The sequence below is a fragment of the Comamonas sp. UBA7840 genome (assembly GCF_002501455.1).
Classification (GTDB): Bacteria; Pseudomonadota; Gammaproteobacteria; order Burkholderiales; family Burkholderiaceae_C; genus Comamonas; species Comamonas jiangduensis.
The window spans coordinates 22,844-48,524 of record NZ_DLTI01000013.1; the positions used below are offsets into that span (position 1 = coordinate 22,844).

The 25,681-nt window shown below is 57.0% G+C and carries 27 protein-coding genes; 16 read left to right on the top strand and 11 right to left on the bottom strand.

Going from position 1 to position 25,681, the window contains the following annotated elements; all coding sequences use genetic code 11:
• From B3R00_RS03240 to recR, 3 genes are all read left to right on the top strand, one after another.
• Positions 1-684, top strand: a 684-nt coding sequence (locus tag B3R00_RS03240; RefSeq protein ID WP_286997402.1) for a DNA polymerase III subunit gamma/tau C-terminal domain-containing protein, incomplete at its 5' end; no start/stop codon positions are given.
• Positions 685-766: 82 nt separating this feature from the next.
• Positions 767-1,099, top strand: a complete 333-nt coding sequence (locus tag B3R00_RS03245; protein WP_174863337.1) for a YbaB/EbfC family nucleoid-associated protein — start codon at positions 767-769, stop codon at positions 1,097-1,099.
• Positions 1,100-1,172: 73 nt separating this feature from the next.
• On the top strand, positions 1,173-1,763 hold the full coding sequence (gene recR / locus B3R00_RS03250) for a recombination mediator RecR (RefSeq protein ID WP_174863338.1): 591 nt from the start codon (positions 1,173-1,175) through the stop codon (positions 1,761-1,763).
• Between the two features lie 83 nt (positions 1,764-1,846).
• Here recR and B3R00_RS03255 read toward each other — a convergent pair whose 3' ends face one another.
• Together B3R00_RS03255 and gloB are read right to left on the bottom strand one after the other, a co-directional pair.
• On the bottom strand, positions 1,847-3,328 hold the full coding sequence (locus B3R00_RS03255) for a transglycosylase SLT domain-containing protein (RefSeq protein WP_286997525.1): 1,482 nt from the start codon (positions 3,326-3,328) through the stop codon (positions 1,847-1,849).
• Positions 3,328-4,101 (bottom strand): hydroxyacylglutathione hydrolase, encoded by a 774-nt coding sequence (gene gloB / locus B3R00_RS03260; RefSeq protein ID WP_286997406.1) that lies wholly within the window; start codon positions 4,099-4,101, stop codon positions 3,328-3,330. Before gloB ends, B3R00_RS03255 begins: the two co-directional genes overlap by 1 nt.
• Before the next feature lie 31 nt (positions 4,102-4,132).
• Here gloB and B3R00_RS03265 point away from each other — a divergent pair, with 31 nt between their 5' ends.
• Positions 4,133-4,873 carry a methyltransferase domain-containing protein gene (locus tag B3R00_RS03265; protein WP_286997408.1) on the top strand — a complete coding sequence of 247 codons (741 nt, stop codon included), beginning with the start codon at positions 4,133-4,135 and terminating at the stop codon, positions 4,871-4,873.
• Positions 4,870-5,319 (top strand): ribonuclease HI, encoded by a 450-nt coding sequence (gene rnhA, locus B3R00_RS03270; RefSeq protein WP_174863340.1) that lies wholly within the window; start codon positions 4,870-4,872, stop codon positions 5,317-5,319. Before B3R00_RS03265 ends, rnhA begins: the two co-directional genes overlap by 4 nt.
• Positions 5,320-5,614: 295 nt before the next feature.
• On the opposite strand, the gene B3R00_RS03275 is transcribed toward rnhA, so the two are convergent.
• The 4 genes from B3R00_RS03275 to B3R00_RS03290 all read right to left on the bottom strand — a co-directional run bounded on the left by B3R00_RS03275 (position 5,615) and on the right by B3R00_RS03290 (position 8,483).
• Positions 5,615-5,938, bottom strand: a complete 324-nt coding sequence (locus tag B3R00_RS03275; protein WP_174863344.1) for a thioredoxin family protein — start codon at positions 5,936-5,938, stop codon at positions 5,615-5,617.
• A 78-nt stretch (positions 5,939-6,016) separates the two neighbouring features.
• The gene (mobA, locus tag B3R00_RS03280; protein WP_286997409.1) at positions 6,017-6,640 is read right to left on the bottom strand and encodes a molybdenum cofactor guanylyltransferase MobA; all 624 of its coding nucleotides are present in this window, start codon (positions 6,638-6,640) and stop codon (positions 6,017-6,019) included.
• A 58-nt stretch (positions 6,641-6,698) separates the two neighbouring features.
• On the bottom strand, positions 6,699-7,835 hold the full coding sequence (gene moaA, locus B3R00_RS03285) for a GTP 3',8-cyclase MoaA (RefSeq protein WP_286997410.1): 1,137 nt from the start codon (positions 7,833-7,835) through the stop codon (positions 6,699-6,701).
• A 57-nt stretch (positions 7,836-7,892) separates the two neighbouring features.
• The gene (locus B3R00_RS03290; RefSeq protein ID WP_286997411.1) at positions 7,893-8,483 is read right to left on the bottom strand and encodes a DUF2889 domain-containing protein; all 591 of its coding nucleotides are present in this window, start codon (positions 8,481-8,483) and stop codon (positions 7,893-7,895) included.
• Between the two features lie 274 nt (positions 8,484-8,757).
• Here B3R00_RS03290 and B3R00_RS03295 point away from each other — a divergent pair, with 274 nt between their 5' ends.
• The 5 genes from B3R00_RS03295 to B3R00_RS03315 all read left to right on the top strand — a co-directional run bounded on the left by B3R00_RS03295 (position 8,758) and on the right by B3R00_RS03315 (position 14,052).
• Positions 8,758-9,285: a DUF962 domain-containing protein gene (locus tag B3R00_RS03295; protein WP_286997413.1), complete on the top strand. Its 528-nt coding sequence runs from the start codon at positions 8,758-8,760 to the stop codon at positions 9,283-9,285.
• Between the two features lie 116 nt (positions 9,286-9,401).
• Positions 9,402-9,932: an inorganic diphosphatase gene (ppa, locus tag B3R00_RS03300; protein ID WP_219164221.1), complete on the top strand. Its 531-nt coding sequence runs from the start codon at positions 9,402-9,404 to the stop codon at positions 9,930-9,932.
• 147 nt (positions 9,933-10,079) lie between these two features.
• A complete protein-coding gene (locus B3R00_RS03305) occupies positions 10,080-11,834 on the top strand; it encodes a methyl-accepting chemotaxis protein (protein ID WP_286997526.1) in 1,755 nt (584 codons plus the stop codon).
• 179 nt (positions 11,835-12,013) lie between these two features.
• Positions 12,014-13,660, top strand: coding sequence for an NAD+ synthase (locus B3R00_RS03310; RefSeq protein ID WP_286997415.1), 1,647 nt, complete (start codon positions 12,014-12,016; stop codon positions 13,658-13,660).
• A gap of 53 nt (positions 13,661-13,713) precedes the next feature.
• Positions 13,714-14,052: a P-II family nitrogen regulator gene (locus B3R00_RS03315; protein ID WP_219164224.1), complete on the top strand. Its 339-nt coding sequence runs from the start codon at positions 13,714-13,716 to the stop codon at positions 14,050-14,052.
• Between the two features lie 62 nt (positions 14,053-14,114).
• Here B3R00_RS03315 and B3R00_RS03320 read toward each other — a convergent pair whose 3' ends face one another.
• The 5 genes from B3R00_RS03320 to B3R00_RS03340 form a co-directional block, all read right to left on the bottom strand.
• Positions 14,115-14,711, bottom strand: a complete 597-nt coding sequence (locus tag B3R00_RS03320; protein WP_286997416.1) for a TIGR00730 family Rossman fold protein — start codon at positions 14,709-14,711, stop codon at positions 14,115-14,117.
• A gap of 36 nt (positions 14,712-14,747) precedes the next feature.
• Positions 14,748-15,266: an RDD family protein gene (locus B3R00_RS03325; protein WP_286997418.1), complete on the bottom strand. Its 519-nt coding sequence runs from the start codon at positions 15,264-15,266 to the stop codon at positions 14,748-14,750.
• Between the two features lie 104 nt (positions 15,267-15,370).
• Positions 15,371-16,072, bottom strand: a complete 702-nt coding sequence (locus B3R00_RS03330) for a DUF3106 domain-containing protein (RefSeq protein ID WP_286997420.1) — start codon at positions 16,070-16,072, stop codon at positions 15,371-15,373.
• A gap of 161 nt (positions 16,073-16,233) precedes the next feature.
• Positions 16,234-16,707 carry a DUF3619 family protein gene (locus tag B3R00_RS03335; RefSeq protein WP_286997422.1) on the bottom strand — a complete coding sequence of 158 codons (474 nt, stop codon included), beginning with the start codon at positions 16,705-16,707 and terminating at the stop codon, positions 16,234-16,236.
• Positions 16,704-17,276: an RNA polymerase sigma factor gene (locus tag B3R00_RS03340; RefSeq protein WP_174863354.1), complete on the bottom strand. Its 573-nt coding sequence runs from the start codon at positions 17,274-17,276 to the stop codon at positions 16,704-16,706. The genes B3R00_RS03335 and B3R00_RS03340 overlap by 4 nt, the downstream gene beginning before the upstream one ends.
• Before the next feature lie 298 nt (positions 17,277-17,574).
• Between B3R00_RS03340 and B3R00_RS03345 the strand changes: the two genes are divergently transcribed.
• From B3R00_RS03345 to pbpG, 6 genes are all read left to right on the top strand, one after another.
• A complete protein-coding gene (locus B3R00_RS03345; RefSeq protein ID WP_286997424.1) occupies positions 17,575-19,362 on the top strand; it encodes an acetolactate synthase 3 catalytic subunit in 1,788 nt (595 codons plus the stop codon).
• Positions 19,363-19,525: 163 nt separating this feature from the next.
• A complete protein-coding gene (gene ilvN, locus B3R00_RS03350; protein ID WP_169167787.1) occupies positions 19,526-20,017 on the top strand; it encodes an acetolactate synthase small subunit in 492 nt (163 codons plus the stop codon).
• 89 nt (positions 20,018-20,106) lie between these two features.
• Positions 20,107-21,123 carry a ketol-acid reductoisomerase gene (gene ilvC / locus B3R00_RS03355; RefSeq protein WP_174863355.1) on the top strand — a complete coding sequence of 339 codons (1,017 nt, stop codon included), beginning with the start codon at positions 20,107-20,109 and terminating at the stop codon, positions 21,121-21,123.
• Positions 21,124-21,313: 190 nt separating this feature from the next.
• Entirely contained in the window at positions 21,314-22,150 is an 837-nt protein-coding gene (gene pssA / locus B3R00_RS03360; RefSeq protein WP_286997425.1) for a CDP-diacylglycerol--serine O-phosphatidyltransferase, read from the top strand.
• Positions 22,151-22,380: 230 nt separating this feature from the next.
• Positions 22,381-24,048 (top strand): 2-isopropylmalate synthase, encoded by a 1,668-nt coding sequence (leuA, locus tag B3R00_RS03365; RefSeq protein ID WP_286997527.1) that lies wholly within the window; start codon positions 22,381-22,383, stop codon positions 24,046-24,048.
• A gap of 291 nt (positions 24,049-24,339) precedes the next feature.
• Positions 24,340-25,491: a D-alanyl-D-alanine endopeptidase gene (gene pbpG, locus B3R00_RS03370; protein ID WP_286997427.1), complete on the top strand. Its 1,152-nt coding sequence runs from the start codon at positions 24,340-24,342 to the stop codon at positions 25,489-25,491.
• The last annotated feature ends 190 nt before the right edge of the window (positions 25,492-25,681 follow it).

Here is a 25,681-nt window from a genome sequence, read left to right on the forward strand (position 1 = left end):
CCACAGCAGCCACAGCAGCCACAGTCTGTGAAAGTGGTGCCAGCGCAGATTCCGGTTGCTGTGCAAGAGCACGAGGCTTTGAACACCGCGGTGTTGGAGCAAGACCGATCCGCGCAGGAGATGCCGCCGCCATGGGAGGAGCTGCCCCCAGAGGCGATGGATACCGTGCCCGGCTACCTCGCTGAACAGCCCCCGGTATGGGACGATGTTCCCCTAGAAGCTTCGCTTTCGGCAGAAAGCGAAGCCGTGCAAGTGCCAGTAAAGGGCGTGGCGCAGGATGCAATTCAAGCGCTGGAGCCAACTCCCCTGGGGGATACATGGCATGCCATCGTCACGCAACTGGATGAGTCACAGGCGATTGTTGCGCTGGTGCGTGAGCTGGCGATGCAGTCTCAGCTGATCGCGCAAGAAGGCCATGTGTGGACATTGCGCGTGCAGCGCACTTCGCTCAACCAGGCGATGCCACGTGAACGTTTGCTCAAGGCTTTGGCGCACATCACAGATTGCACCAGCTTGCATGTGGAAAATGGCAAGGTCTCCGATACGCCTGCGTTGCGCAACAAGGCGCGCGCTGAAGCACGGCAAAAACAAGCGGAAGCGATTGTGATGAACGACCCCAGCGTGCAGCACCTGCAGCAAAGTTTGGGTGCCACCATCGTGCCCGGTAGCATTCGCCCGGTATAAGTGAAACAACGTTCGGGGTGTGCCAAGTCGTGGCACTATTGGCACCATCTGATTTTTAAGTGACAAACAAAGGAAACCAACCATGTTCAACAAAGGACAACTCGCCGGTTTGATGAAGCAAGCGCAAGCCATGCAGGACAACCTGAAGAAGGCGCAAGATGAACTGGGCAACGTCGAAGTAGAAGGCGAGTCGGGCGCAGGCTTGGTGAAGGTGGTGATGACTTGCAAGCACGACGTCAAGCGCGTGACCATTGACCCGAGCCTGCTGGGCGAAGACAAGGACATGCTGGAAGACTTGGTCGCTGCTGCTTTCAACGCAGCTGTGCGCAAGGCAGAAGAAACTTCCAACGAAAAAATGTCCAAGCTGACTGCTGGCATGCCTGGTCTGCCAGGTGGGATGAAGTTCCCCTTCTAAATCACAGGGGACCAGTTGATGCAAGGGAAAGCGTCTGCGCTTTCCCTTTTTTCTTGGTGTTTAGGTGTTAGTCATGTCAGATCTGCAGCCACTCGATCCACTCATTCAGGCCTTGCGTCGCTTACCCGGAGTTGGGGTGAAGTCTGCGCAGCGCATGGCCTTTCACTTGATGCAGCGTGACCAAGAGGGTGCGCGCGTGCTCTCGCGTGCCTTGATGGAAGCGGTGGACTCTGTGCAGCACTGCACGCGCTGCAACACCTTTACGCACGATGTGGTGTGCCCTATTTGCCAGGATGCAGGGCGTGATGCTGCGCGTTTGTGTGTGGTGGAGACGCCAGCCGATCTGGCAGCGATGGAGCGCACGGGCGCCTACAGTGGTTACTACTTTGTGCTGATGGGGCGCATATCGCCCATGGATGGTGTGGGTGCCAAGGACATTGGCTTGCCACAGCTGTTGCAGCGGGTCGTGGATGGTGCTGTACAAGAGGTTATTTTGGCTACGAGCTTTACCACGGAGGGCGAAGCGACGGCGCATGCCGTGACGGAGTTGATGCAGGGGCGCAATATTCATGTGACGCGTTTGGCGCGTGGTGTCCCCGTGGGCAGTGAACTGGAGTACGTGGATCTGGGCACGATTGCGCATGCCTTGGTGGAGCGGCGCTAAAGAGCGGCCTTCATGCGTACCAAAAAGCCCTGCACTGCAGGGCTTTTTGGATGGTGACGCGCCACTAAGCGGCGGTGCAGTGCTTAGCGTTTTTTCTTGGTAGGCGTGCCGCCTTTGCTTTTTTGTGCCACCTTGGTGTTAGCTGCTTTCTTGGTGACAACTGTGGAGCGCACCTGTTTGGTTGGGGCTGACTTTTTGTTGTTAGCGCCTGCAGCCTGAATTTTCACGGTTTTGTAGATATCGAGTGACTGGCCTGCTGAGAGCTTGGCGGTGGTTTTGATGTCATTCCAGCGCGCCAAGTTGGCCACAGTCACGCCGTTGCGGCTGGCCACTTTGGCCATGGTGTCGCCCTTGCGAACCTTGACGGGAGTGCGGCGCGTGACTTCGGTGATTTCTGGAGCAAAGGCCAGTGTGCCGTGGTCTGCAATGTGCGAGGACACATCGCTCAGGTGCTGTGACGTGCGCGGCACCATCAGCGCTGAGCCTGACTTGATCATCATGCGCGGAGGAATGCGGTTGACGCTGCGTAAGTCGGCTTCGCTCATGCCTACGCGTTGCGCGGCGTTGGCTACGGTCATGGTGCTGGGGGCAACCCATACGGTCCAGCTGGCATATTGGCCGTCGTTGTAGGCAGCAAAGTTGCGCTGAAAGACTTTGGCGTTGTCCCAAGGCAGCAGGATTTGCGTTGTGCCGCCGGCAAAAATGGTGGGGCGGTGAAAAGAGGGGTTCAGTGCCTTGAAGTCTTCCAAGCGCACGTCAGCCAGGCGCGCAACCAGCTCTACGTCCATATCGCGCTTGATGTCGACGGCTTGGAAGTAGGGGTGGTTTTCAATATTGGGCAGCTCAATATTGAACTTCTCGGGGTCAGCAATGATGTTTTTGACCGCCTGCAGTTTGGGTACGTAATTGCGGGTTTCGTTGGGCATGCTCAGCTCGACATAGCTGGTGCCTTGCCCCTGTTTCTCATTGCGTTTGATAGCGCGACCTACGCTGCCTTCGCCCCAGTTATATGCGGCCAGTGCCAAATGCCAGTCACCAAACATGCGGTGCAGTTTTTCAAGGTAGTCCAGCGCGGCCCTGGTGGATGCAAGCACATCACGGCGGTCGTCGCGAAAGGCATTTTGGGTCAGATCAAAGTAAGAACCTGTAGCGGGCATGAATTGCCACATGCCCGCAGCCTTGGCGCTGGAGACGGCTTGAGGGTTGAACGCGCTTTCAATGTAGGGCAGCAATGCCAGCTCGGTGGGCATGTTGCGCTGCTCCAGCTCTTCTACGATGTGGTAGAGGTATTTGCTTGAACGCGTGGTCATGCGGTCGATGTAATCGGGGCGGCTGCCATACCACTGCTCTTGGGCGTCGACCAGATCGTGCTCCAGATCTGGAATCGCAAAGCCCTTGCGAATACGCTCCCACAGGTCGTTGTTCGACTCCAGTGATGCGACTTTGGAAGTGCCGGTATGCGCGCGCGTGATAGGCTTGAGCGGTGCGTCGTAAGAGGTGGGTGATGTCGCGCAGCCAGCAAGCCATACGACGCTGAAGGCAATAAAAAGATGGCGCAGGTTCATCAGAATGCGTTTTTCCATTCACGCAGCGTGGCCAGCACGCTTGCGGGTTGTTCGGTTTGGGTGTCGGGACGAAAGCGCAGTGCACTTTGCACTACCTGCTTAACGTCGCAACGCAAAAAAGGGTTGATCGCAAGCTCTTGCGCCAGCGTGGAAGGCAGCGTAGGGCGCTGCTGCTGGCGCAGTGCTTCACAATGCGCGCGGTATTGGAGCAAAGCGGTGTTGCTTGGTTCCACCTCGCATGCAAATTTCAGATTGCTGACAGTGTATTCATGTGCACAAGCCACACGGGTGTTCTGTGGCAACTGGGCCAGTTGCTGTAGCGATGCATGCATTTGCTCTGCAGTGCCTTCAAACAGGCGACCACAGCCACCAGAAAATAGGGTGTCGCCACAGAACAAAATCGGCGCTTGATCGGCAGGCTCGCAATACCACGCAATATGACCAGCGGTATGACCGGGAACCTCCAGCACACGCCACGGCATGCCCAAGAGATGCAACTGGGTGGCGGCGTCCACGCGCACCACGGGCTCAGGCAGCACTTCAAACGCGGGGCCGTATACCAAGGCGCCTGTGGCGTCGCGCAAGGCGTTAACGCCACCCACATGGTCAGCATGGTGGTGGGTCACTAGAATGGCTTGGAGTTGCAGCTGGAGTGCTTGCAGCGCAGCTTGAACGGGCGCGGCGTCACCGGGGTCGACCACCAGGGCTTGCTTGCTGTTGTGCAGCAGCCAGATGTAATTGTCAGAAAACGCGGGCAACGGCAAAAGGTTCATGAACGAGGCAAGTGAAAAAAGTCATCCGTGGATGGCAAAAGCTTTTGGGCGCTACTTGCTCGACTGGGAGCAGCAGCGCTGCGATGAGGCGGTGGCTGATATTTTCGGCTATCACAGCGTGCAACTGGGCTTGCCCATGTTGCACGCTCTGCGTCATAACCGCATGCCCCACCGATGGGTGGCAGCGCCGAGTCTCGATTTAAACCTTGATCGACCAGCTTGCCAAGACCCCGAGCAAGTTCAGCTATTTTGTGCCCCTGAGGCTTTGCCTTTTGCCGAAGCCAGCATTGATCTGCTGGTGCTGCCGCACACCCTGGAGCTGTGCCAGGACCCGCATGCAGCCTTGCGCGAGGCGGTGCGGGTGCTGGTGCCAGAGGGGCGTCTTTTGCTGTTCGGGCTCAACCCCTTTAGCTTGTGGGGACTTCAGCACGGCCTGGAGCGCACACAGGCGCCCAGCTTGAATGCCTGCAAAGGACTGCCTTATTGGCGCGTGCGTGACTGGCTGCAAGTGCTAGCGATGGATGTGGTTGCTGCGGATTTTGGCTGTCACGCCCCGGCTGTGGACAGTGAGGCTTGGCTGCAGCGCTGGCGTTGGATGGACAAGCTGGGCAACAAGGCGTGGCCCGTGCTGGGCGGTGCATACTGCGTGCTGGCTGTGAAAAAGGTGCACGGCATGCGGCTGATGGAGCCTGCATGGCGCTCTCGCAAAGCGACAGCGTCAGCGGCCACGGCGGCAGCGTGCCAGCAAGCACCGCAAAGGAAAGAAATTTGAACCAGGTTGTGATTTATACGGACGGTGCCTGCAAAGGCAACCCCGGCCCCGGTGGCTGGGGGGTGTTGCTACAGGCGGGCCCCCACACCAAAGAACTGTTTGGTGGTGAGTTGGGCACCACCAATAACCGCATGGAGTTGCAGGCCGTGATTGAGGCGCTGCGCGCGCTCAAGCGCCCTTGTGATGTCCAGCTGTTTCTGGACAGTGAGTACGTGCGTAAAGGCATTACGGAGTGGATTCATGGCTGGAAAGCCAAAGGCTGGAAGACTGCATCCAAACAACCGGTAAAAAATGTCGAGCTGTGGCAGGAGCTGGATGCGTTGGTGGCCACCGCAGGGCACCGTATTGAGTGGCGCTGGGTCAAGGGCCATGCAGGTGACCCGGGCAATGAAAAGGCCGATGAGCTGGCCAACAAGGGCGTGGAGAAAGCTTTGGGAAGAATCTAAAGCAGCTTAAAAAAATAGTAGCTTTTAGCACTTATATGCAAAGGACTTCAGATGGTTTTGTATCTGAAGTCCTTTGTTTTTAAGCGCTGCAAGCTCTGATTTATGCAGCTTTCTGCCACGGTGCAGGTGCCCGTGGCAACTGCAGCGTAGTGGCCAGCCCTGGGCTGGCAAGCTGCCAAGTGATGCTGCCTTGGTGCGACGCTGTTTCGCCGTGTCGCTCATCTGTGCTGCCTATGGTTTCAGGCCTCGTCGCAGTCGCACATTTTGTTGATGGACTGACGCGTTTGAGCGGCGCTTAGATCGCAACGGGCAACTGCTCTTCGACGTCCTGCGTGGACAGGGGGCGCGTGGTGCGGCCAATTTCTTGGCCATTGCGCAGCACCACCAGCGTGGGCCAGAGCTTGACTTTGAAGTGGCGGCCAAGTTTGCGGCCGGGGCCGTCTTCGATTTTGATGTGCGTAATGTCGCGGCGCTCTTGCAAGGCTTCGCGCAAGAAAGGCTGTGCGCCTTGGCAGTGGGGGCACCAGTCCACGCCGAACTCCACAGCCACGGTGCCGGGCAGATCGGCCAAGTCTTCGGGTGATGGTGCTGGGTCGGTAAAAGCAGTTGCAAAAGCCATGGAGTCTCCTTGTGGGTTGTAGTGGGTAGCCGGGCGGTGCATGGTCTGCGGATGGGGCCATAGCGTCAATCCGCAGTGTTAGGCATTCTGTAGCGCCATCAACTCTTGCAGGGTATTGGCATTGGCAAAGGCCTGCACGTTGTCGCCGGGGGCATCAAAGGTGCACAGCGCTTGGGGGTGTTGGGCCGTCCACGCATCAATCTTGCGCCCACCTGCGGCTACAAAGGCTTGCAGGCTGGGTAGCACGCTGCGGTGCAGCAAGGCAAACACGGGCTGGGGGCGGACTTGCAGCGTGCCATCGCGGCCAACTTCAGGGCCTGCTGCCAGCACGATGGTGGCGCTGGCTTGCTGGGCTGCAGCGGTCATGCGCTGGGCCAGATCCAGCGGAAAACAGGGGCTGTCGCACGGCACGGTCAGCAGCCATTCCGTGGTGCAGTGGCTCAGCCCGGTGAGAAAGCCTGCCAGTGGGCCGGCATAGTCAGGCAGCACATCAGGGTGCACTGGCGCACCAAAGCCTTGGTAGGTGTCTAAGCTGCGGTTGGCGTTGAGCATGCAGTGGCCCACTTGCGGTTGCAAGCGCTGTAGCGCGTGCAAAGCCAGAGGCTGGCCTTTGAAAGGTTGCAGGCCTTTGTCGACACCGCCCATGCGGCTGCCGCGTCCACCGGCCAGGATGAGGCCGGTGATGTCTTGCGAAGAAATCATGCGATTGTGTGCCACGTTGCTTGTAAAAAAGCCAAAGTATGGCGCCAATAGCCAAGACTTAGCCGCCGATGTAGCTCATTTCTACACGTTTGCGGCCTTGGGCGGCTTCCGGCGGCAGTTGGGCGCGCAGCTCGGAGTAGCGGTCATTGCGCTGGCCCCAGATATGGCCCAGCGCATTGCTGATGGTGGCGTCGTCGGCATCGCCGCGCAGCAACTCACGCAAATCCCAGCCTTTATCGGCAAACAGGCACAGGTACATGCGGCCTTCGGTGGACAGGCGGGCGCGGTTGCAGTCTCCGCAAAAAGCCTGGGTCACGCTGCTGATGACGCCAATTTCGCCCAGTTGGGGATCGTGCTGGCCGTGGGCATCTGCATAGCCCCAGCGCTTGGCGGTTTCGCCGGGTGCAGTGGGGTCCAGCTGTACCAAGGGCATGTCGGCGTTGATCAGGTTTACAACGTCTGCGGAAGGCAGTACCTCGTCCATGCACCAGCCGTTGGTAGCGCCCACGTCCATGTATTCAATAAAGCGCAGCGTTACGCCGGTGCCACGGAAGTGGCGCGCCATGGGCAGAATCTGCGACACGTTGGTGCTGCGCTTGACCACCATGTTGACCTTGATGTCTTGCAGCCCGGCTTCGCGGGCGGCTTCAATCCCATCCAGCACATCGGCGACGGGGAAGTCCACATCGTTCATGCTGCGGAAGGTGGCGTCATCCAAGCCATCCAGGCTCACGGTCACACGTTTGAGACCTGCGTCTTTGAGTAACTGGGCCTTGCGGCGCAGCAAAGAGCCGTTGGTGGTCAGCGTGATGTCCAGCGCATCGCCTTCGGGGGTGCGCAGCGCAGACAACTGGGCAATCAACTGCTCCAGCCCTTTGCGCAGCAGCGGCTCGCCGCCGGTCAGGCGGAATTTGCGCACGCCATGTGCGGTGAAGATGCGTGCCAGGCGCGTGATTTCTTCAAAGGTCAGCAGCGCCTTGTGCGGCAGATAGGGATAGTCTTTGTCGAAGACGTCCTTGGGCATGCAGTAGGCACAGCGGAAGTTGCAGCGGTCGGTCACGCTGATGCGCAGATCGCGCAGCGGGCGCGCGCGCTGATCCAGCAATTGCCCGGAGGGGGCAATGTGCGGGGCATTCAAAGGGGCTTGGAGAAGTCCATACCTTTGCTCAACCAAAGGAATCACGCGATCAACCATAGGCTGGAGATTGTGCCGCAAGGCTGTCAGTCGTGTTGGCCACAGGGTTTGCGCAGGCTAGACTTTTTCTGCCTGCGCGGGCGGCTGTGCAGCGCTTTTGCCTTCGGGAAAAATCCAGCCTACAAATTGCGGGTGGTATTGGGCGACTGCAGGGCCGTTGAAGCTCCAGCCTGTACAGCGCCCCAGGTAGGCCGGAGGCTGGTCGGGTGCGGTGTGAAAGGCCGACACAATGCTTTGAAAGGCTGCGGTGGCCATGTTTTGCAGCAACTCCCGCATATGGGTGCACCCCGCCACGCCTGCCAGGTTGGCATCGATGGATTTGCGCCAGCCACGCGCCATGCTGCAGCCCACCATGCGCTGCATGGCGTCCAGGGCGGCGGGGCAGCCTTGTACCGGGTGGGCTTCCATCGCCGCCTCGATGGCTTGCACCACCAGCTGGGTGTTGACAGTGACGCGGATGTGCATGTGGTGGATGGGGTCGCCCGCCTTGCGAATGCCTTCGCCGTTGGGGCGGGGCAGGTCAATGGCTTTGGTGTCCAGCAATTCGCCCTCAATGTCCCACAAGCCATCTGCACGTTCATAGCTGCGGAAATTGACCTGTCGGATGTGCTGGGGGGTGCGTGCCACCGTGGGGGTAGAAAGAGGCATTTTCTGTAATTTGTATAGCTGCTAGCGCTTGTCTATCAAGCGTTAGATGTCAATTTGACTGTGCATACAAGCTCAAGGCTTGAAATAACGGCATTCTGATGGCGGTCAAGTGCCATGTCAGTCACCCAAGCTACGTAAATTTGCATGAAATACGTGTTTTATGTAGACCTGATAAGCGCTGGTAGCTATCAAATATTGATGGTATTTGCCCTCTGGACAGGGGCGGGTGCGGCGTTGACCATGGCAGGGTTTGGACCGTGGTTCGGAGACCGTCATGAAAACCTTGGTGGATCAACTCTCGCAATACGCGGACTATCACCGCGATGGGCGCAACATCCTCACCCACTTTGTGGGTGTGCCCATGATTTTGTGGGCTGTGGTGATTTTGCTGTCGCGCCCGGCGTGGGTGCTGGAGGGCAGTGGTTGGGTGCTCAGCCCCGCAGTGCTGGCCGCGTTGGCGGCCTCGGTGTACTACGTGCTGCTGGATACGCGCTATGGCATCAGCTTGGCCGTGGTGCTGGCGCTGATGCTGGCAGCCGGCGCCTGGCTGGCACAGCAGACGCTGTCGCTCTGGCTGGGCACAGGCATCGGCCTGTTTGTGGTGGGCTGGATCATTCAGTTTGTTGGCCATTACTGGGAAGGGCGCAAACCCGCGTTCATGGATGACATCGTGGGCTTGCTGATTGGCCCGTTGTTTGTGCTGGCGGAAATGGGGTTTGCGCTGGGTTGGCGCAAAGAGGTGCAGCACGCGATTGAATTGCGCTCGGGGCCTGTGGGCCGCACCCAGCAGGCCGCGCTGTAGTTGTCTGCTGCGCGGATATTCGAGGGTTTTGAAAGAAGCAAGCAAGGGCATGCATCTAAAATCAGCAAGTTTTCCCCGACTTGGGGAAGTTTTGTTTCATAACCTGACCAAGCATCATGTCCTTCGAAAAACTGACTCCCGGCAAGAATGCCCCTGAAACGTTCAATGTAGTGATCGAAATTGCTGCCAATTCCGATCCCGTCAAGTACGAAGTGGATAAGGAAACAGGCTGCGTGTTTGTGGACCGTTTCATGGGCACCGCCATGCACTACCCCGTGAACTACGGCTATGTGCCCCAAACGCTGGCAGGTGACGGCGACCCCGTGGACGTGTTGGTCATGACCCCCTTCCCGCTGCCTAGCGGTGTGGTGGTGCCTTGCCGCGCGATTGGTATTTTGCTGATGGAAGACGACGGTGGCGTGGACGGCAAGGTGCTGGCAGTGCCGACCAAGAAGATCTTGCCTGCTTACGACAAGATCGAAACCTTGGCCGATGTGCACGAGCTGACGCTGAACCAGATCCAGCACTTCTTCGAGCACTACAAGGATCTGGAAAAGGGCAAGTGGGTGAAGATCCAAGGCTGGAAGGGCGTGGACGAAGCCAAAAAGGAAATCACGGACGGCATTGCCAACTACAACAAAGCCTAAGAGGCGTGCAGGCAAGCCTGCATTTCTTGAGACTTTTACCTCAAATACTGTAAATTTTTGTTAATGTGCGGACTCCAGTGCGGGGTCTGCACATTTTTTTGCCCGGCCCCGCCAGACTTTCTTGGAGACGAAATGGTTTTGGCGAATATGCGCATGGCTGCAAAGTTGGGCTTGGGATTTGCGCTGGTTAGCTTTCTTACGTTGGCCTTGGGCAGTATTTCTTTGTGGCAGATGCGTCAGATGAACGCAAGCACACAGGCGGTGACACAGCACGCGATGCCCAGTGTGGTGGACGTGGGTAGCATGCGCTCGCTATGGAATAGTCTGCGCCGCGCAGAAGCCGGTGTCTTGAATGTGAACAGCGTGGCAGAGGTGGAAGGCTACGTCACACAAATCACCAAAGTCTTGGAGCAAATTCAAGCGCATGAACGCAGCTTTGAATCGCGTGAGCGCACAGCAGCCGAAAAAGAGCTGATGGCGCGCTATGGGGAGTTGCGCAAGCAATTTCTGCAAGGGCAGCAAAACTTCCTCCAGCTGGCCCGTGAAAAAGACTATGCCGAGCCAGAAGGCGATTTGCTGCTGGGCGATGCGGTGACGAACTTCTATGTGGGCTCCGCAGAGCCGGTGTTTGTGCAGCTGCTGGATGTCTTGGTGCGTTTGGATACCTTGATCCGCGAATACGCCGAGGCCGCTGAAAAAGATGCTGCGCACAGTTTCCAGTTTGCGACGATCTGGGTGCTGGCTGGCATGGCGCTGAGTGCACTCAGCGCCGCAGTTTTGGGCTGGTTAATTACCCGGTCTGTGACCGTGCCGGTGGGGCAGGCCGTGCGTGCAGCACGCAGTATTTCGCAAGGTGATCTGACGCAGCACATTCCCGCCAGCGGAGGCGACGAAATGGGCAAGCTGTTGCAAGAACTCGCCGCCATGCGCAACAACTTGGAGGGGGTGGTCAGCCATGTGCGTAGCAATGCCGATGGTGTGTCCACGTCGAGTGAACAAATTGCCATGGGCAACGCAGACCTGTCGAGCCGCACGGAAGAGCAAGCCAGCGCGCTGCAGCAAACAGCTGCTTCCATGGAGCAGATGGCTGCTACGGTGCGCCACAACGCAGACAGCGCGGCGCAAGCGAATCAGTTGGCAATCAACGCCTCGCAGGTTGCGGTGCGCGGGGGCGAGGTGGTGGGGCAGGTGGTGACCACCATGAAAGACATCGACACCAGCAGCCAAAAAATTGCCGACATCATTGGGGTCATTGATGGCATTGCGTTTCAGACCAACATCTTGGCGCTGAATGCTGCGGTGGAAGCGGCACGTGCTGGTGAGCAAGGCCGGGGGTTTGCGGTGGTGGCCAGCGAGGTGAGGGCCTTGGCCGGCCGCAGTGCGGAAGCTGCGAAAGAAATCAAGCAACTGATTGGTGAAAGCGTGGAGCGCGTGGAGCAGGGAAGCCATTTGGTCGCCCAGGCGGGGACTACGATGGAAGAGGTTGTTACGGCCATTCGTCATGTGTCTGACTTGGTGGGGGAGATCAGCGCCGCCAGCAAAGAGCAAAGCCAAGGCGTCGGCCAGGTCAGTGAAGCGATTGCGCAAATGGATCAGGCCACCCAGCAAAATGCCGCTTTGGTCGAGCAAAGCGCAGCCGCCGCAGAAGGCCTGCAGCGCCAAGCCAAGGATCTGGTGCAGGCCGTATCGAGCTTTAAGGTCAAGCTTTCGGGCGAGCCTTCCTTGACCGCTGCGTCTGTAGAGCGCAAGAAGACGGTGGCAGCAGCTTCTTTATCTGTTGCGCATGCTCCTGGCATGGCCACCAAGGATGGGGGCTACCCCGCACCGGCCTTGCGCACAACGCAAGTGTCTGCAGCCACGCATGAAGGCGCCGCCGCAAAGGAAGAGTGGGAGCGTTTTTAACGGTCGGTGAGCGTGTGAGCGCTGTTTGCGCCGTATGGCTCAGCAATACGGCTTTGTTCATTCAAACCCATACGGGTGGCGGGAAGCAGAGGGAGTGATAATTGCTCCTTTGCGCTTGCTGTGTGGACGGACTCATACAGGAGCGGCTGTCAGCGTTTAGGCCTGTTGCCTCCTTTTTCATGACCACTTCTATCTGCATCGCTCAACTCAACTTTGTCGTTGGTGATTTCAGCGGTAATGCCCAAAAGATCATTGAGGCTGCTAAGCAAGCGCATACACAAGGTGCATCGCTGCTGGTGACGCCGGAGCTGGCCTTGTGTGGCTATGCCGCTGAGGACTTGCTGCTGCGCCCTTCGTTTCAGCAAGCCAGTGATGAGGCGTTGCAGAGCATCATTGCTGCAACCGCGGATTTGCCAGGCTTGGCACTGCTGCTGGGGCATACGCAGGCGGTGTCGGGTACTTTGCACCGTCACAACACAGCAAGCTTGATTGCCAATGGCCGCATCGTGTCCAGTTATGTCAAACAGGCGCTGCCGAACTATGGTGTGTTTGATGAATTACGTTATTTCACGCCACAGTCCCAGCCTTGCTTGGTGGATGTGAATGGCATTCGTGCCGGGGTATTGATTTGCGAAGATGCTTGGCTGCCAGCACCTGCTTGGGCTGCAAAGCAGGCCGGCGCGCAGATGCTGATTGTGCTGAATGCATCGCCGTACCACCTGGGCAAGCAGGCCGAGCGTGAAGCGGTTTTGGCGCAGCGCGCTTTGGAGACCGGGTTGCCCGTGGTCTATGCGCACATGGTGGGCGGGCAAGATGAGTTGGTGTTTGATGGCAGCAGCTTTGCCTTGCATGCAGATGGCTCTGTAGTTGCACGCGCGCCATCCTTTGAGGCGGCGCTGGTCACTGTGGCAGTGCAGCAGGCGTCGGGCCAAGTACAACTGTCTGGGCTGGTAGAGCCTGTGCAAGAGGACAATGCTTATCTCTGGCGTGCTTTGGTGCTGGCGGTGCGTGATTACGTTACCAAGAATGGTTTTCCGGGTGCCTTGCTGGGCTTGTCCGGCGGGATTGATTCCGCATTGGTACTGGCAATCGCCGTAGATGCCTTGGGCCAAGACAAGGTGCGCACCGTAATGATGCCTTCACCCTACACGGCAGACATCAGCTGGAAAGATGCTGAAGAGATGGCGAGCCGCGTAGGGGTGCACCATGATGTGATTGACATTGCTCCACAATTTGAAGCGTTTAAGGCAGCGCTGGCCAGCCATTTCCACGGTTTGAAAGAAGATACCACCGAGGAGAATTTGCAGGCGCGTATACGCGGAACCTTGCTAATGGCCTTGTCTAACAAGTTTGGCGCGATTGTGCTGACCACCGGCAACAAGAGTGAATTGGCGACGGGCTACTGCACTTTGTATGGTGATATGGCGGGCGGGTTTGCGGTGATCAAAGATGTGCTGAAAACACGGGTGTTTGATTTGGCACGCTGGCGCAATGCCAACGACCCGTTTGGTACGGGCTTGAATCCCATTCCTGAGCGCATCATCACGCGGCCACCCAGTGCGGAATTGCGTCCCGATCAAAAAGACGAGGACAGTTTGCCGCCTTACTCCGTACTGGACGACATGATTCGCCGATATGTGGAAAATGATGAACCTATTGAAACCATCGTGGCCGCAGGTCATGACCGCGACAATGTAGAGCGCGTGGTTCGCCTGATCCGAATCAATGAATACAAGCGCAGACAAGCCCCTGTGGGGCCCCGCCTCTCCACGCGTAGCTTTGGCAAGGATTGGCGTAGCCCCATCACAAACGGCTTTAGACGCTAAGCCCTGACTCAGTCGCAATTGACCAAGTTTTAAATTCCATTGGAGCCCTCACCATGAAAATGATCACTGCCATCATCAAGCCCTTCAAATTAGAGGAGGTGCGTGAAGCCTTGGCGGAATGTGGCGTAACGGGCTTAACAGTGACGGAGGTAAAGGGGTTTGGCCGGCAAAAAGGACATACGGAGCTGTACCGGGGGGCAGAGTATGTGGTGGACTTTTTGCCCAAAGTAAAGATCGAAGTGGTGGTGGCCACCGAGGATGCAGACCGCTGCGTCGACGCGATCGTGACTGCAGCTCGCACTGGCAAGATTGGTGACGGCAAGATTTTTGTGACGCCTGTCGAAAAAGTTGTCCGTATTCGTACAGGTGACTTGGACAATGCGGCCGTGTGAGGCTGCAGACCATAAAAAAAGCGATCTTTAAGATCGCTTTTTTTATGGGTGAAGCATGGGGGTCAGAGTACTTCGCGCAAATTCTTGCTTTGGGGCGAAGTGCCAGCAGCTTCGACCAGGAACTCCAACAAGTCAGGAATGTGGTTGCTGGAGCGAATTAAATCCATCTGCCAAGCACCCATAAAACCGTTGGATACCGTGGACTCTAAAAAGCCAAGCAGCTGGCTGTAGTAGTGCTCAATATTCAGCAAGCCAATCGGTTTGTCGTGATAGCCCAGCTGGCGCCAGGTCCAGACCTCAAAAAGTTCCTCAAAGGTGCCAATCCCGCCAGGCAGCGCCAAGAAGGCGTTGCTACGCTCTGCCATCATGGCTTTGCGCTCGTGCATATTGCCCACAATATGGAGCTCATCACAGGCTTGGTTGGCCACCTCTTTATCGACCAGGGCTTGGGGGATCACGCCGACAACGCGCCCGCCTGCAGCTTTGGTGGCTTCCGCAACGATGCCCATCAAGCCCGTACGTCCGCCGCCATACACCAACTGACCGCCTCGTTGGCCGATCCATGCGCCTACTGCACGAGCTGCCTGTGCATAGACTGGGAGTTCGCCTGGGCGCGAGCCACAGTACACGCAGATAGAGAAGCTAGGTGTGGAAGACATAAGGTTGTTTTTGAGGTGGAGGAGGCTGCAGGCGCGTTAAGCGCCCTGCTTTTCCTGGGCAGTATCGATAAGACGTGTGCCTGCTAAGACATCATGAAAAAACTGGCGCTGTGGATGGAAGCGGCTCAGCAGTGCCCACACCGCCACCCAGCCGAAAGTCAGTACAGCAACTTCGGCGACGGGCAGGTGGAAAGGTGCCACCATAGCCAGCGGTGGTAGCAGCCATAGCCAAGCCAAGGCATAGCGGGCAAGTGCGCGAATGCGAGTTAAAGGGCGCCCGTATGTGTCGACCACTTGAATGTGCCAAGTTTTCATCGCAAGGGTTTGCCCCTTGCTCCAAAACCACGCGAAATACATGCCCAGCACCACAAAAAGCATGGCTTGCAGGGTTCGCGGAGAGAGAGGGGCGCCAAACAATACGCCTGCAGCGCCTAAGACAATCCCGCCCACAAACACCACGCCAAATAACAGCAGGCTTTCATAAAGCCAGCAGGCCATCCGGCGGCGCAGGCTTGGGGCAGACAAAGATGGGGAGAGGAGGGTAGACGGTTGCATGCCAACGAGTGAAGTAAGCGAGGTGCCAGCGCGCGGGAGGAGGTGGTTGATTGTGCCTGCGTGTGCACAGGGTGCCGCGAACGTAGGTGCTTTTCGCGGGCAGTTTAGTGCTGTGGCGCTGCAGGAAGTGGAGGTAGATCAACACGCGGCATGGACTGCGGAACGGAAATAGGCTGGCTGGATGCGGCAGGCAGAGGCTGCATCGGAGACAGATGCACTGTTGGTGCTGCTTGGGGCGTTTCCACAGGCAGTGTTTCAACCACTGCTGGAGCGGGAGGAGTGGGCGCGCTCTCCTTTTTCGGGGCTTCGACTTTGGGTGCAGGTACGGCGAGTCTGCGCTTTGCTTTTTTTGCTGCTTTGGCTTTGCGCGCTTGTTCCGCAAGGCGCTTTCGCTCCGCCTCACTCAAGGCCTGATATTCGTCCCATTTTTCTTGTAATTCTTTGGCTGACAAGCGCTTTGCGCTCTCAAAATTGATGCGTGCTTGGTTGCGCTGTTGGGCGCTCAGGCTGGCCCAAGTGTTCATACGGCTGACGAGCTTGTTGCGCTCAGATTCATCCATTTTTGGGTAGCGGTCTGCCAGCACCAGCCAGCGGCGCTTGGTGAGGGCCCCCATGCTGTCCCACCGGTCGCGCAGCGGCATCAAAACCTGGCGTTGTGCTTCGGTAATCTCGCGCCAGATGGGGCCAGAAGAACTGATGCGCAGTTGGGGTGCGTGTGTGCTGCTGCTCAGCGATGCATGTTCGCTGCCACCTTCAACCGCCATATAGGCAGGAACCGCACTTGGAACCATGGCGACTTGGTTCATGCTCCAGAGGCCACCAGCGACAAGACACAGCAACAAAACGCTCGCCACGCACAGGGCGAAGATAGGCGAATGCGGTTTTGTTGGTGTATCAGCTGTCAAGGGCATGTATTGCCAAGTGTAAATCTGCACGCAACCTTGAAAAGGAAAACGTGCGCAGGAGTTTAGGGGGTATCGGAAACAGTGGTCTGAAGGTACTGTTGAAAGCCGGGGTCTGTATAGGCTGCGGGTGGCAGTTCACTGGTCAGAAGGGCTGCATCCACCTCGGCAACGTCCAAGGTGGCGCGGCTGTCTTGCTCAACGCCAATGAATGCCAGGCCTGCGGCCAGGGCAACCAGAGGGAGTGCTGTGAGCAGGCGGCGCACCCACACCGGCGTGGTGTCTTCATGGCCAGGACCGCCCAGCGATAGTGTGCCTTCGGCATTGTTGCCACCAAACAAAGAACTGGCCGTTTCTGCTTGGTGCGCACGTAAAGGGGTACTGCTGCGCTTGCGTGCGGACAAGGCTTGCATGCGTGCGGCGCGCAGGCGCTCGGTGACCACGTACGGCAACTCCGCACTCGTCATGGACAAGCGCGCAGTCAGCTTTCGGGCAAATTGCTCGGCCGCAAGTTCATTGTGGTGCGAAGGTGTGGTCATAACTCAATTCCTTTGGCTTTGAGCGCTTTGCTCAGCGATTGGATGGCTCTGAAGCAGTGTGTTTTGACACTGCCTTCGGAGCAACCCATGGCAGCAGCGGTCTCTGCAACATCCATGTCTTCCCAGTAACGCAGCAAGAAAGCTTCGCGTTGACGCGCTGGCAAAGATTGAATTTCTTTTTCAATACTTTGCAGCAGTTGAGAGCGTTGCGTTAGGGTTTCCGCGCTCTGCGCAGTTTCATGGGTGTCATCGGCTGCATAAGTTTGCATCCAATCAAAATCGCCGTCTTCGTTGTCATCTCCATGTGCGATGTCGCTCATGGTGGTAAAGACGGCATTGCGCGTTTTTTGGCGACGAAACCAGTCCAGAGTGCAGTTGGACAAGATGCGGTGAAACAGCATGGGCAGCTCTGCTGCGGGCTTGTCGCCGTAGTGCTGGGCCAGTTTAAGCATGCTGTCTTGAACAATATCTAGCGCGGCCTCTTCGTCGCGGACGTGGTAAACCGAGCGCTTAAACGCACGTTTTTCCACGCCTTTGAGGAAGTCGGATAGCTCTTGTTCGGTGGCCAAGACAGGGGTGCTCAGTAAGTCGGAATCTAACGAATCTGCTTACCCTAATTAGTAAAAGCAGTGCGCAGCAAAGATATCCATTATCGCATCGCGTTGGCAAGCCGCCTAAAAAGCGTTAGCCAAACCGTATGTTGCAGTGCCATAATCATCGCTTGCAATTAAACAAGGCAAACGGGTCAAGGTCCGGCGTACACCATTTCGCTCATGTCCTTTGGCCTTAAGTCCTGAACCGGTCCCACAAGGACTTGAGCGAGGGGCACCCAAGGTTTTTCGTTAGAGAAATTCACAAAGGTTGATCATGGAAATCTCCAAAGCAGAGCAAGCCAGTGCAGCGGCTGCTTCTACACAAATAGCACCTCAAGATTTGATGGGTGCTGAAATTCTCGTCAAGGCGCTTCAAGCAGAAGGTGTGAAACACCTGTGGGGCTACCCTGGCGGTGCAGTGCTCTATATCTACGACGCACTCTACAAACAAGACAGTATCGAGCATGTGTTGGTGCGCCATGAGCAGGCGGCCGTGCATGCAGCCGATGGCTTTGCCCGTGCAACGGGTGAAGTAGGCGTGGCGCTGGTGACATCCGGCCCCGGCCTGACCAATGCAGTAACAGGCATCGCTACTGCTTACACAGACTCTATTCCTTTGGTGGTGATCAGCGGCCAGACTTCGGTGGCGGCGATCGGCACCGATGCCTTCCAAGAGTGTGACACCGTGGGTATTACACGCCCCATCGTCAAGCACAATTTCTTGGTCAAAGATGTGCGTGATCTGGCTGCCACCATGAAAAAAGCGTTTCATGTGGCCCGCACAGGTCGCCCCGGCCCGGTGGTGGTCGACATTCCTAAGGATGTGTCTTTTAAAAAGGCGACGTACAGCGGCTATCCACAGACCGTGGAAATGCGCTCCTACAACCCTGTGAAAAAGGGGCACTCAGGCCAAATCCGCAAAGCCCTGCAGCTGTTGTTGAGTGCCAAGCGCCCTTATATCTACACCGGTGGCGGCGTACTGCTGGCCAATGCCTGCCAAGAGTTGCGCACCTTGGTGGACATGCTGGGCTATCCCGTTACCCATACCTTGATGGGGTTGGGGGCTTACCCCGCCAGCGATAAGAAATACTTGGGCATGCTGGGCATGCACGGCACGATTGAAGCCAACAACGCCATGCAAAACTGCGATGTGTTGCTGGCCGTGGGTGCGCGTTTTGATGACCGGGTGGTTGGCAACCCCAAGCACTTTATGTCGGTGGAGCGCAAGATCATCCATATTGACATTGACCCTTCTTCCATCTCCAAGCGTGTGAAGGTGGATGTGCCTATCGTTGGCGACGTGAAAGACGTGCTGACCGAGTTGATCGCCATGATCAAGGAAACCACCGCCCAGCCTGATGAAGGGGCCCTGGCGCAGTGGTGGACGCAGATTGAAGCGTGGCGCAGCCGTGACTGCCTGCAGTTTGATCGCCACAACAAAGAAGTGATCAAGCCCCAGTACGTGGTCGATACGCTGTTCAACATGACCAAGGGCGAAGACGTGTATGTCACGTCCGACGTGGGGCAGCACCAGATGTGGGCCGCGCAGTACTACCGCTTTGACGAGCCACGCCGCTGGATCAACTCCGGCGGGCTGGGCACCATGGGTGTGGGTTTGCCTTATGCCATGGGCATCAAGCTGGCCAAGCCGCAGGCAGAAGTTTTCTGTATCACGGGCGAAGGCTCGATCCAGATGAACATCCAGGAGCTGGCCACCTGCCGCCAGTACAACACCCCTGTCATCATCTGTGCGCTCAATAACCGTTACCTCGGCATGGTGCGTCAGTGGCAGCAGATTGAGTACTCGGGCCGTTACTCCAGCAGCTATATGGACTCCCTGCCCGACTTTGTGAAGCTGGCCGAGGCCTATGGTCACGCCGGCATCCTGATCGAAGACCCTTCGCAGGTTGAAGCAGCTTTGAAGGAAGCGCGCCGTATTGCCCGCGAAGAGAATAAGTGCGTGTTCCTGGACTTCCGCACCGACCCGACGGAGAACGTGTTCCCCATGGTTCAGGCTGGCAAAGGCATTACTGAAATGCTGCTGGGGCCTGACGACTTATAAAAAAAGAAGCTGCCAGCGTTTGCTGGTGGCTGATTTCAAAGTCTTTTCGTGCGCAAATGCAGATTAAATCTGCGCTAAGCGCTCTCATTTTGACGAATCTATTGTCTGCCAAGCTGGTCACTTACCGGTGATCGGGGAGGGCAGCGAAAAGAGGAATCTGGACATGAAACACATCATTGCCGTACTGCTCGAAAACGAGCCCGGAGCCCTGTCACGCGTGGTGGGCCTGTTTTCGGCCCGTGGCTATAACATCGAGTCGCTGACCGTAGCCCCCACGGAAGATCCGTCCCTGTCGCGCATGACCATCCAAACCACTGGTTCGGACGACGTGATTGAACAAATCACCAAGCACCTGAATCGCCTGATTGAGGTGGTAAAGGTGGTGGATTTGACCGAAGGTGCTTACACCGAGCGTGAACTCATGATGGTCAAGGTGCGTGCGGTGGGCAAAGAGCGCGAAGAGATGAAGCGCATGGCGGACATCTTCCGTGGCCGCATCATTGACGTGACCGAGAAAAGCTACACCGTGGAGCTGACCGGCGATCAATCCAAGAACGATGCCTTTCTGCAAGCGCTGGATCGCACGGCTATTTTGGAAACCGTGCGCACTGGCGCCTCGGGCATTGGTCGCGGTGAGCGCATTTTGCGTGTGTGAAGGCGGCGCAGCCCCATTGCCACGTACACTGATTTTTGAACCAACTTTTACACACCCCATAAAAACACTGGGAACAACTGGAGCCAAGCATGAAAGTTTTCTACGACAAAGACTGTGACCTGAGCCTGATCAAGGGCAAAACCGTAGCCATCATCGGCTACGGCAGCCAAGGCCACGCCCATGCGCAAAACCTGAACGACAGCGGCGTGAAGGTCGTTGTTGGCCTGCGCAAGGGTGGCGCTTCGTGGGACAAGGTTGGCAAAGCTGGGCTGACCGTGATGGAAGTGGACGAAGCCGTGAAGGCCGCCGACGTCGTCATGATGCTGTTGCCCGATGAAAACATCCCTGATGTTTACAACAAGAACGTGGCCCCCAACATCAAGGCTGGTGCAGTGCTGGCATTTGCCCACGGCTTCAACGTGCACTACAACCAAGTGGTGCCCCGCGCTGACGTCGACGTGATCATGGTCGCCCCCAAGGGCCCTGGCCACACCGTGCGCTCCGAATACCTGAAGGGCGGCGGCGTGCCTTCCTTGATCGCCGTGTACCAAGACAAGTCCGGCAAGGCACGTGACATCGCTTTGTCGTATGCATCGGCCAACGGCGGAGGCAAGGGCGGCATCATCGAGACCAACTTCAAGGAAGAGACCGAAACCGACCTGTTCGGCGAGCAGGCCGTGCTGTGCGGCGGCGCCGTGGAGCTGGTGAAGATGGGCTTCGAGACCCTGACCGAAGCTGGCTACGCCCCCGAAATGGCTTACTTCGAGTGCCTGCACGAGTTGAAGCTGATCGTGGACCTGATGTACGAAGGCGGTATCGCCAACATGAACTACTCCATCTCCAACAACGCGGAGTACGGTGAGTACGTGACCGGCCCTGAAGTCATCAATGAAGAATCGCGCAAGGCCATGCGCAATGCGCTCAAGCGTATCCAGAGCGGTGAATACGCCAAGATGTTCATCAGCGAAGGTCGCCTGAACTACCCCTCGATGACTGCACGCCGTCGCCAAAACGCCGAGCACGCCATTGAGCAGGTGGGTGGTCAGCTGCGTTCCATGATGCCTTGGATCGCCAAGAACAAGCTGGTGGATCAGACGCGCAACTAATGCGCTGATTGACAGGAGCTTGTTCTCCTTAGACCAAGGCCACTGCCCGTGCAGTGGCCTTTTTCTTTGGCGGCTGCTGTGATGACGGCGATACACTGTTGTCAGATCAGGCGCGAAAGCAGTCTGCGTAAAATACTATGGTTTTAATAGCTGCCTCCGCTTTGGAGAGGCAGTGCACTGGAGGTGCTTCATGCATGACAGCAACGACGCCCAAGTTGGCGATAACGGCGTAGTGATTCGGAAACGCCGTAAAGGGATTTACATCCTGCCGAACTTGTTCACGCTGGCCGCATTGTTTGGGGGCTTTTATGCCATCGTGATGGCCATGAATGGTCGCTTTGACCTGGCTGCTATCGGCGTTTTCTGTGCCATGGTGCTGGATGCTTTGGATGGTCGCGTGGCCCGCATGACCAATACCCAGAGCGCGTTTGGCGAACAAATGGATTCGCTGTGCGACATGGTGTCTTTTGGTGTGGCGCCTGCACTGGTGGCCTATGAATGGGCGCTTAAAGGTCTGGGCCGCTGGGGCTGGATTGCGGCATTTGTGTATTGCTCGTGTGCAGCGCTGCGCTTGGCGCGTTTTAACGTGAACACCGGCGTGGTGGACAAGCGTTGGTTCCAGGGCTTGCCTTCTCCAGCGGCTGCGGCACTGGTGGTGGGCTTTATGTGGGTGCTGAACGACTACGGCGTGGTGCGCGGTGAAGATGGCTTGCTGACTTGGGGGCAGATGATGTGGATCATGTTCTTCCTGACCCTGTACTCAGGCCTGACGATGGTGACCAACGTGCCTTTCTACAGCTTCAAAGATTTGAACATGAAGCGCAGCGTGCCGTTCGCCGCCATCATCTTGATTGTTTTGGCGATTGCCATCATCAATATTCATACGCCTACCGTGTTGTTTGCTGTTTTTGCCATCTATGGCTTTAGCGGTTACGCCGTCTATGTGGTGCGCAAGACCAAGGGCCAGCAAACCAGTGTGATCAGCACGTCCAAGGACGAGCCGGAAGAACGCGGCTTGCACCACTAAGCAAAAATGCGGAAACACCCATTCAAAAAAGTGTGCTAGAGTTATTCGCATGCAAAACCTGTCGCTAGCCCTACTACTAACCATCATGTCCAACGGGCAGATCTAGTAGCGCGCGCGTACAACACCCTACTTCCACGGCCCGTAGCTTCCAGCGACGGGCCGTTTTGTTTTTTGGGGTTGCTGGAACCAGGTCGAATTTTCTTGAATCACGAAAGAGAGCTCCTATGTCGATGTTGCAGAACCCCGCTAGCAAATACCAGCCTTTTGTTCCTGTGCGCTTGACGGATCGCACATGGCCCGACGCTGTGGTGTCCAGGCCTCCTGTCTGGTGCAGCGTTGACTTGCGCGACGGTAACCAGGCGTTGATTGAGCCGATGGACATCGAACGCAAAATTCGCATGTTTGAGCAGCTCGTCAAAATCGGCTTCAAGGAAATTGAAGTGGGTTTTCCCTCGGCTTCGCAGATTGAATTCGACTTCATGCGCAAGCTCATCGAGGAAAAGCGCATTCCTGATGATGTGACGGTGCAGGTGCTGACGCAGGCGCGCGAACACCTCATTCGCCGTACGTTTGAGGCGTTGGAAGGTGTGCCCCGTGCCATTGTTCACTTGTACAACGCGACTGCGCCAGTGATGCGCCGCGTCGTGCTGGGTATGAGCGAGGACGAAATTGTGGAGTTGGCACGCACGAATGCCCAGCTGTTCAAGGAGATTGCGGCGGAGCACCCCAATACCGACTGGACGTTTGAATACTCTCCCGAGATGTACTCTGACACCGAGGTGGAATTCTCCAAGCGCGTGATCGATGCCGTGACCGATGTCTGGCAGCCCACCCCCCAGAAGAAGTGCATCATCAACTTGCCCACCACCGTGGAGCATTCCAGTCCGAACATCTTTGCTGACATGGTGGAGTGGACGCACCGCAACTTGCAGCGCCGCGATTCCATCGTGCTTTCGGTGCACCCGCACAATGACCGTGGCACCGGCACTGCGACCGCGGAAATGGCCTTGCTGGCAGGCGCTGACCGCCTGGAGGGCTGCTTGTTTGGCAATGGCGAGCGCACCGGCAATTTGGACATCGTCAACGTGGCGTTGAACATGTACATCCAAGGCATCAACCCTGGCCTGGACTTCTCGGACATTGATGGCATTCGCGCCACGGTCGAGTACTGCAACCAGTTGCCTGTGCACCCGCGCCATCCATATGTGGGCGAGCTGGTGTACACCTCGTTCTCTGGTTCGCACCAAGACGCCATCAAAAAAGCGTTCGCTGCACGCAAGGACGGCGATATCTGGGACATGCCTTACCTGCCGATTGACCCCAAGGATTTGGGGCGCAGCTATGAAGCGGTGATTCGCGTCAACAGTCAGTCGGGCAAGGGCGGTATTTCGTACCTGCTCGAGGCCGAGTACGGTTTGCAATTGCCCCGCCGTTTGCAAATTGAGTTTTCGCAAGTGGTGCAGCACGAAATGGATACGCTGGGCACCGAGTTCACGGCAGCAGACTTGTGGAGAATTTTCCGCAAGGAGTTCAGCATGGACATCTCTCAAGTGCCGCAGTACCGCATGGCCGAAGAAAATGGCGTGGTCACGATGAATGCCAAGCTCAACTGGGATGGTCAAGAGCGTGTGCTGGAAGGGCAGGGCAATGGTGCCATTGATGCGTTTGTTCAAGCCTTGTCCCAGTCGCTGGGGCGTTCTGTGCGCGTGATGAACTACGCTGAACACGCTGTGGGCGAAGGCGCGAATGCCCAGGCTGTGGCTTATGTGGAAGTACGTGTTGATGATGGCCAAACCATGTTTGGCGTGGGTATGGATGCCAACATTGTTTCCGCTTCTATCCGCGCCATCATGTCTGGTTTGCGTCGGGCGGCGGCGCTGCAAACAGTGGCCGCTTAAGTCGTATTTCAGACGGCATTTGCAACGGTGGTGCAAGTGCCGTCTGGCGACCGACTTGCCGGATTGTGAAATCTGCAAGTGCGGCTCCAATTGACTGCCGGTTTGAGGTTGGTGCCGCTTATGTTGCGTGCTCTCAAATAATTGGAAATGTGTGGTAATTACGTGCTACAACCGGTAGGTGCAGGCCTATAATTCGGCCAATTGCCTCCAAAAAAACGTGTATTTACGTAAATTGCACGACTTTTTGCGTGGTAACCGGCACTCCCTTGTTGTTTTGCTCGGAGCACTTGCATGCACCACCGTTCCCCGTTTGCGTCTCATCGAATCGCCAAAGCCCTGGCTTTTTTGACTTTGAGTTGTGCGCTAGCTACACCTGCCGCTTACGCCGCCAAACAGGCCCCGACCAAAAAGCAAGCAACTGCCTCTGCTTCTGCCAAGAAGAAGCAAACTGCTCAAGCAGTTACCACCAAAAAAGTGGCGGCGCAAAAAAAGACCAAATCCTTGGCGGTGGCTCCTAGCCGCAAAGTACAAGCCAGCCGCACCACCCAAGCCAGTACCAAAGTTGCTCGCAAAGCTACGGCGACACGTGCGGTGGCCGCTGCGGCAGCGGGTGCCGCAGCCGTAGCGGTTGCGCGACCTTCATTCGGCCAGATGGCTGGCTTGCACCAGGTGGCAGATCCGCTGGATTTGAAGTCCAGTGTGGCACTGGTGCTGGATCAAGACACCAAAGAAGTGCTGCTGAGCAAGAACGACCATGCTGTGCTGCCGATTGCCTCCATCACCAAGCTGATGACTGGGTTGCTGATTGCCGAGGCGCATTTGCCGATGGATGAAGTGCTCACCATCACGCAAGATGATGTGGACACGGAAAAGCACAGCAGCTCACGCTTGCGCGTAGGTACACAGCTGACGCGCGGCGAGATGCTGCATCTGGCACTGATGTCCAGCGAAAACCGCGCCGCCCATGCGCTGGGTCGCACCTATCCCGGTGGTTTGCAGCATTTTGTGCAGCTGATGAACAACAAGGCCAAGCTGCTGGGTATGACAGAAACACAGTATGTAGAGCCTACGGGGCTGTCCAGCCGAAACCAATCCAGCGCGCACGACTTGGCTACGCTGGTGAATGTGGCGCATGGCAATACCTTGCTGCGCCAACTGTCGACGTCGCCGAGCCATGAAGTGGCAGTCGGCAATCGCATGCTGCAGTTCAACAATACCAACAGCTTGGTCAAGAGTGACCGCTGGGATATTGGCTTGCAAAAGACGGGCTATATCTCTGAAGCTGGCCGCTGCTTGGTCATGCAAGCGGAAGTGGCGGGGCGCAAGCTGATCATGGTGTTCTTGGATTCCATGGGTAAATACAGCCGCCAAGGCGATGCAGAGCGTGTGCGCCACTGGGTAGAGAACTTGGGTGACAAGCACATGGTGGCCGCTAATAAGTAAGCTTTCACCGCCTGTCTTTCTTTAAAAAGAGAGCGGCTAGCGCAGGATTTTCAAGGTTTTTAGATAGAAAAGTATCTGAAACGATCGAAATAAAAGCGCTAGCCGCTCTCTTTTTTATTAACCGCAGGTGTCACATTGCATGTGCAATTCGCTGCGTAGTAGGCAAGAAAAAAGCCGCATCCATCGCTGG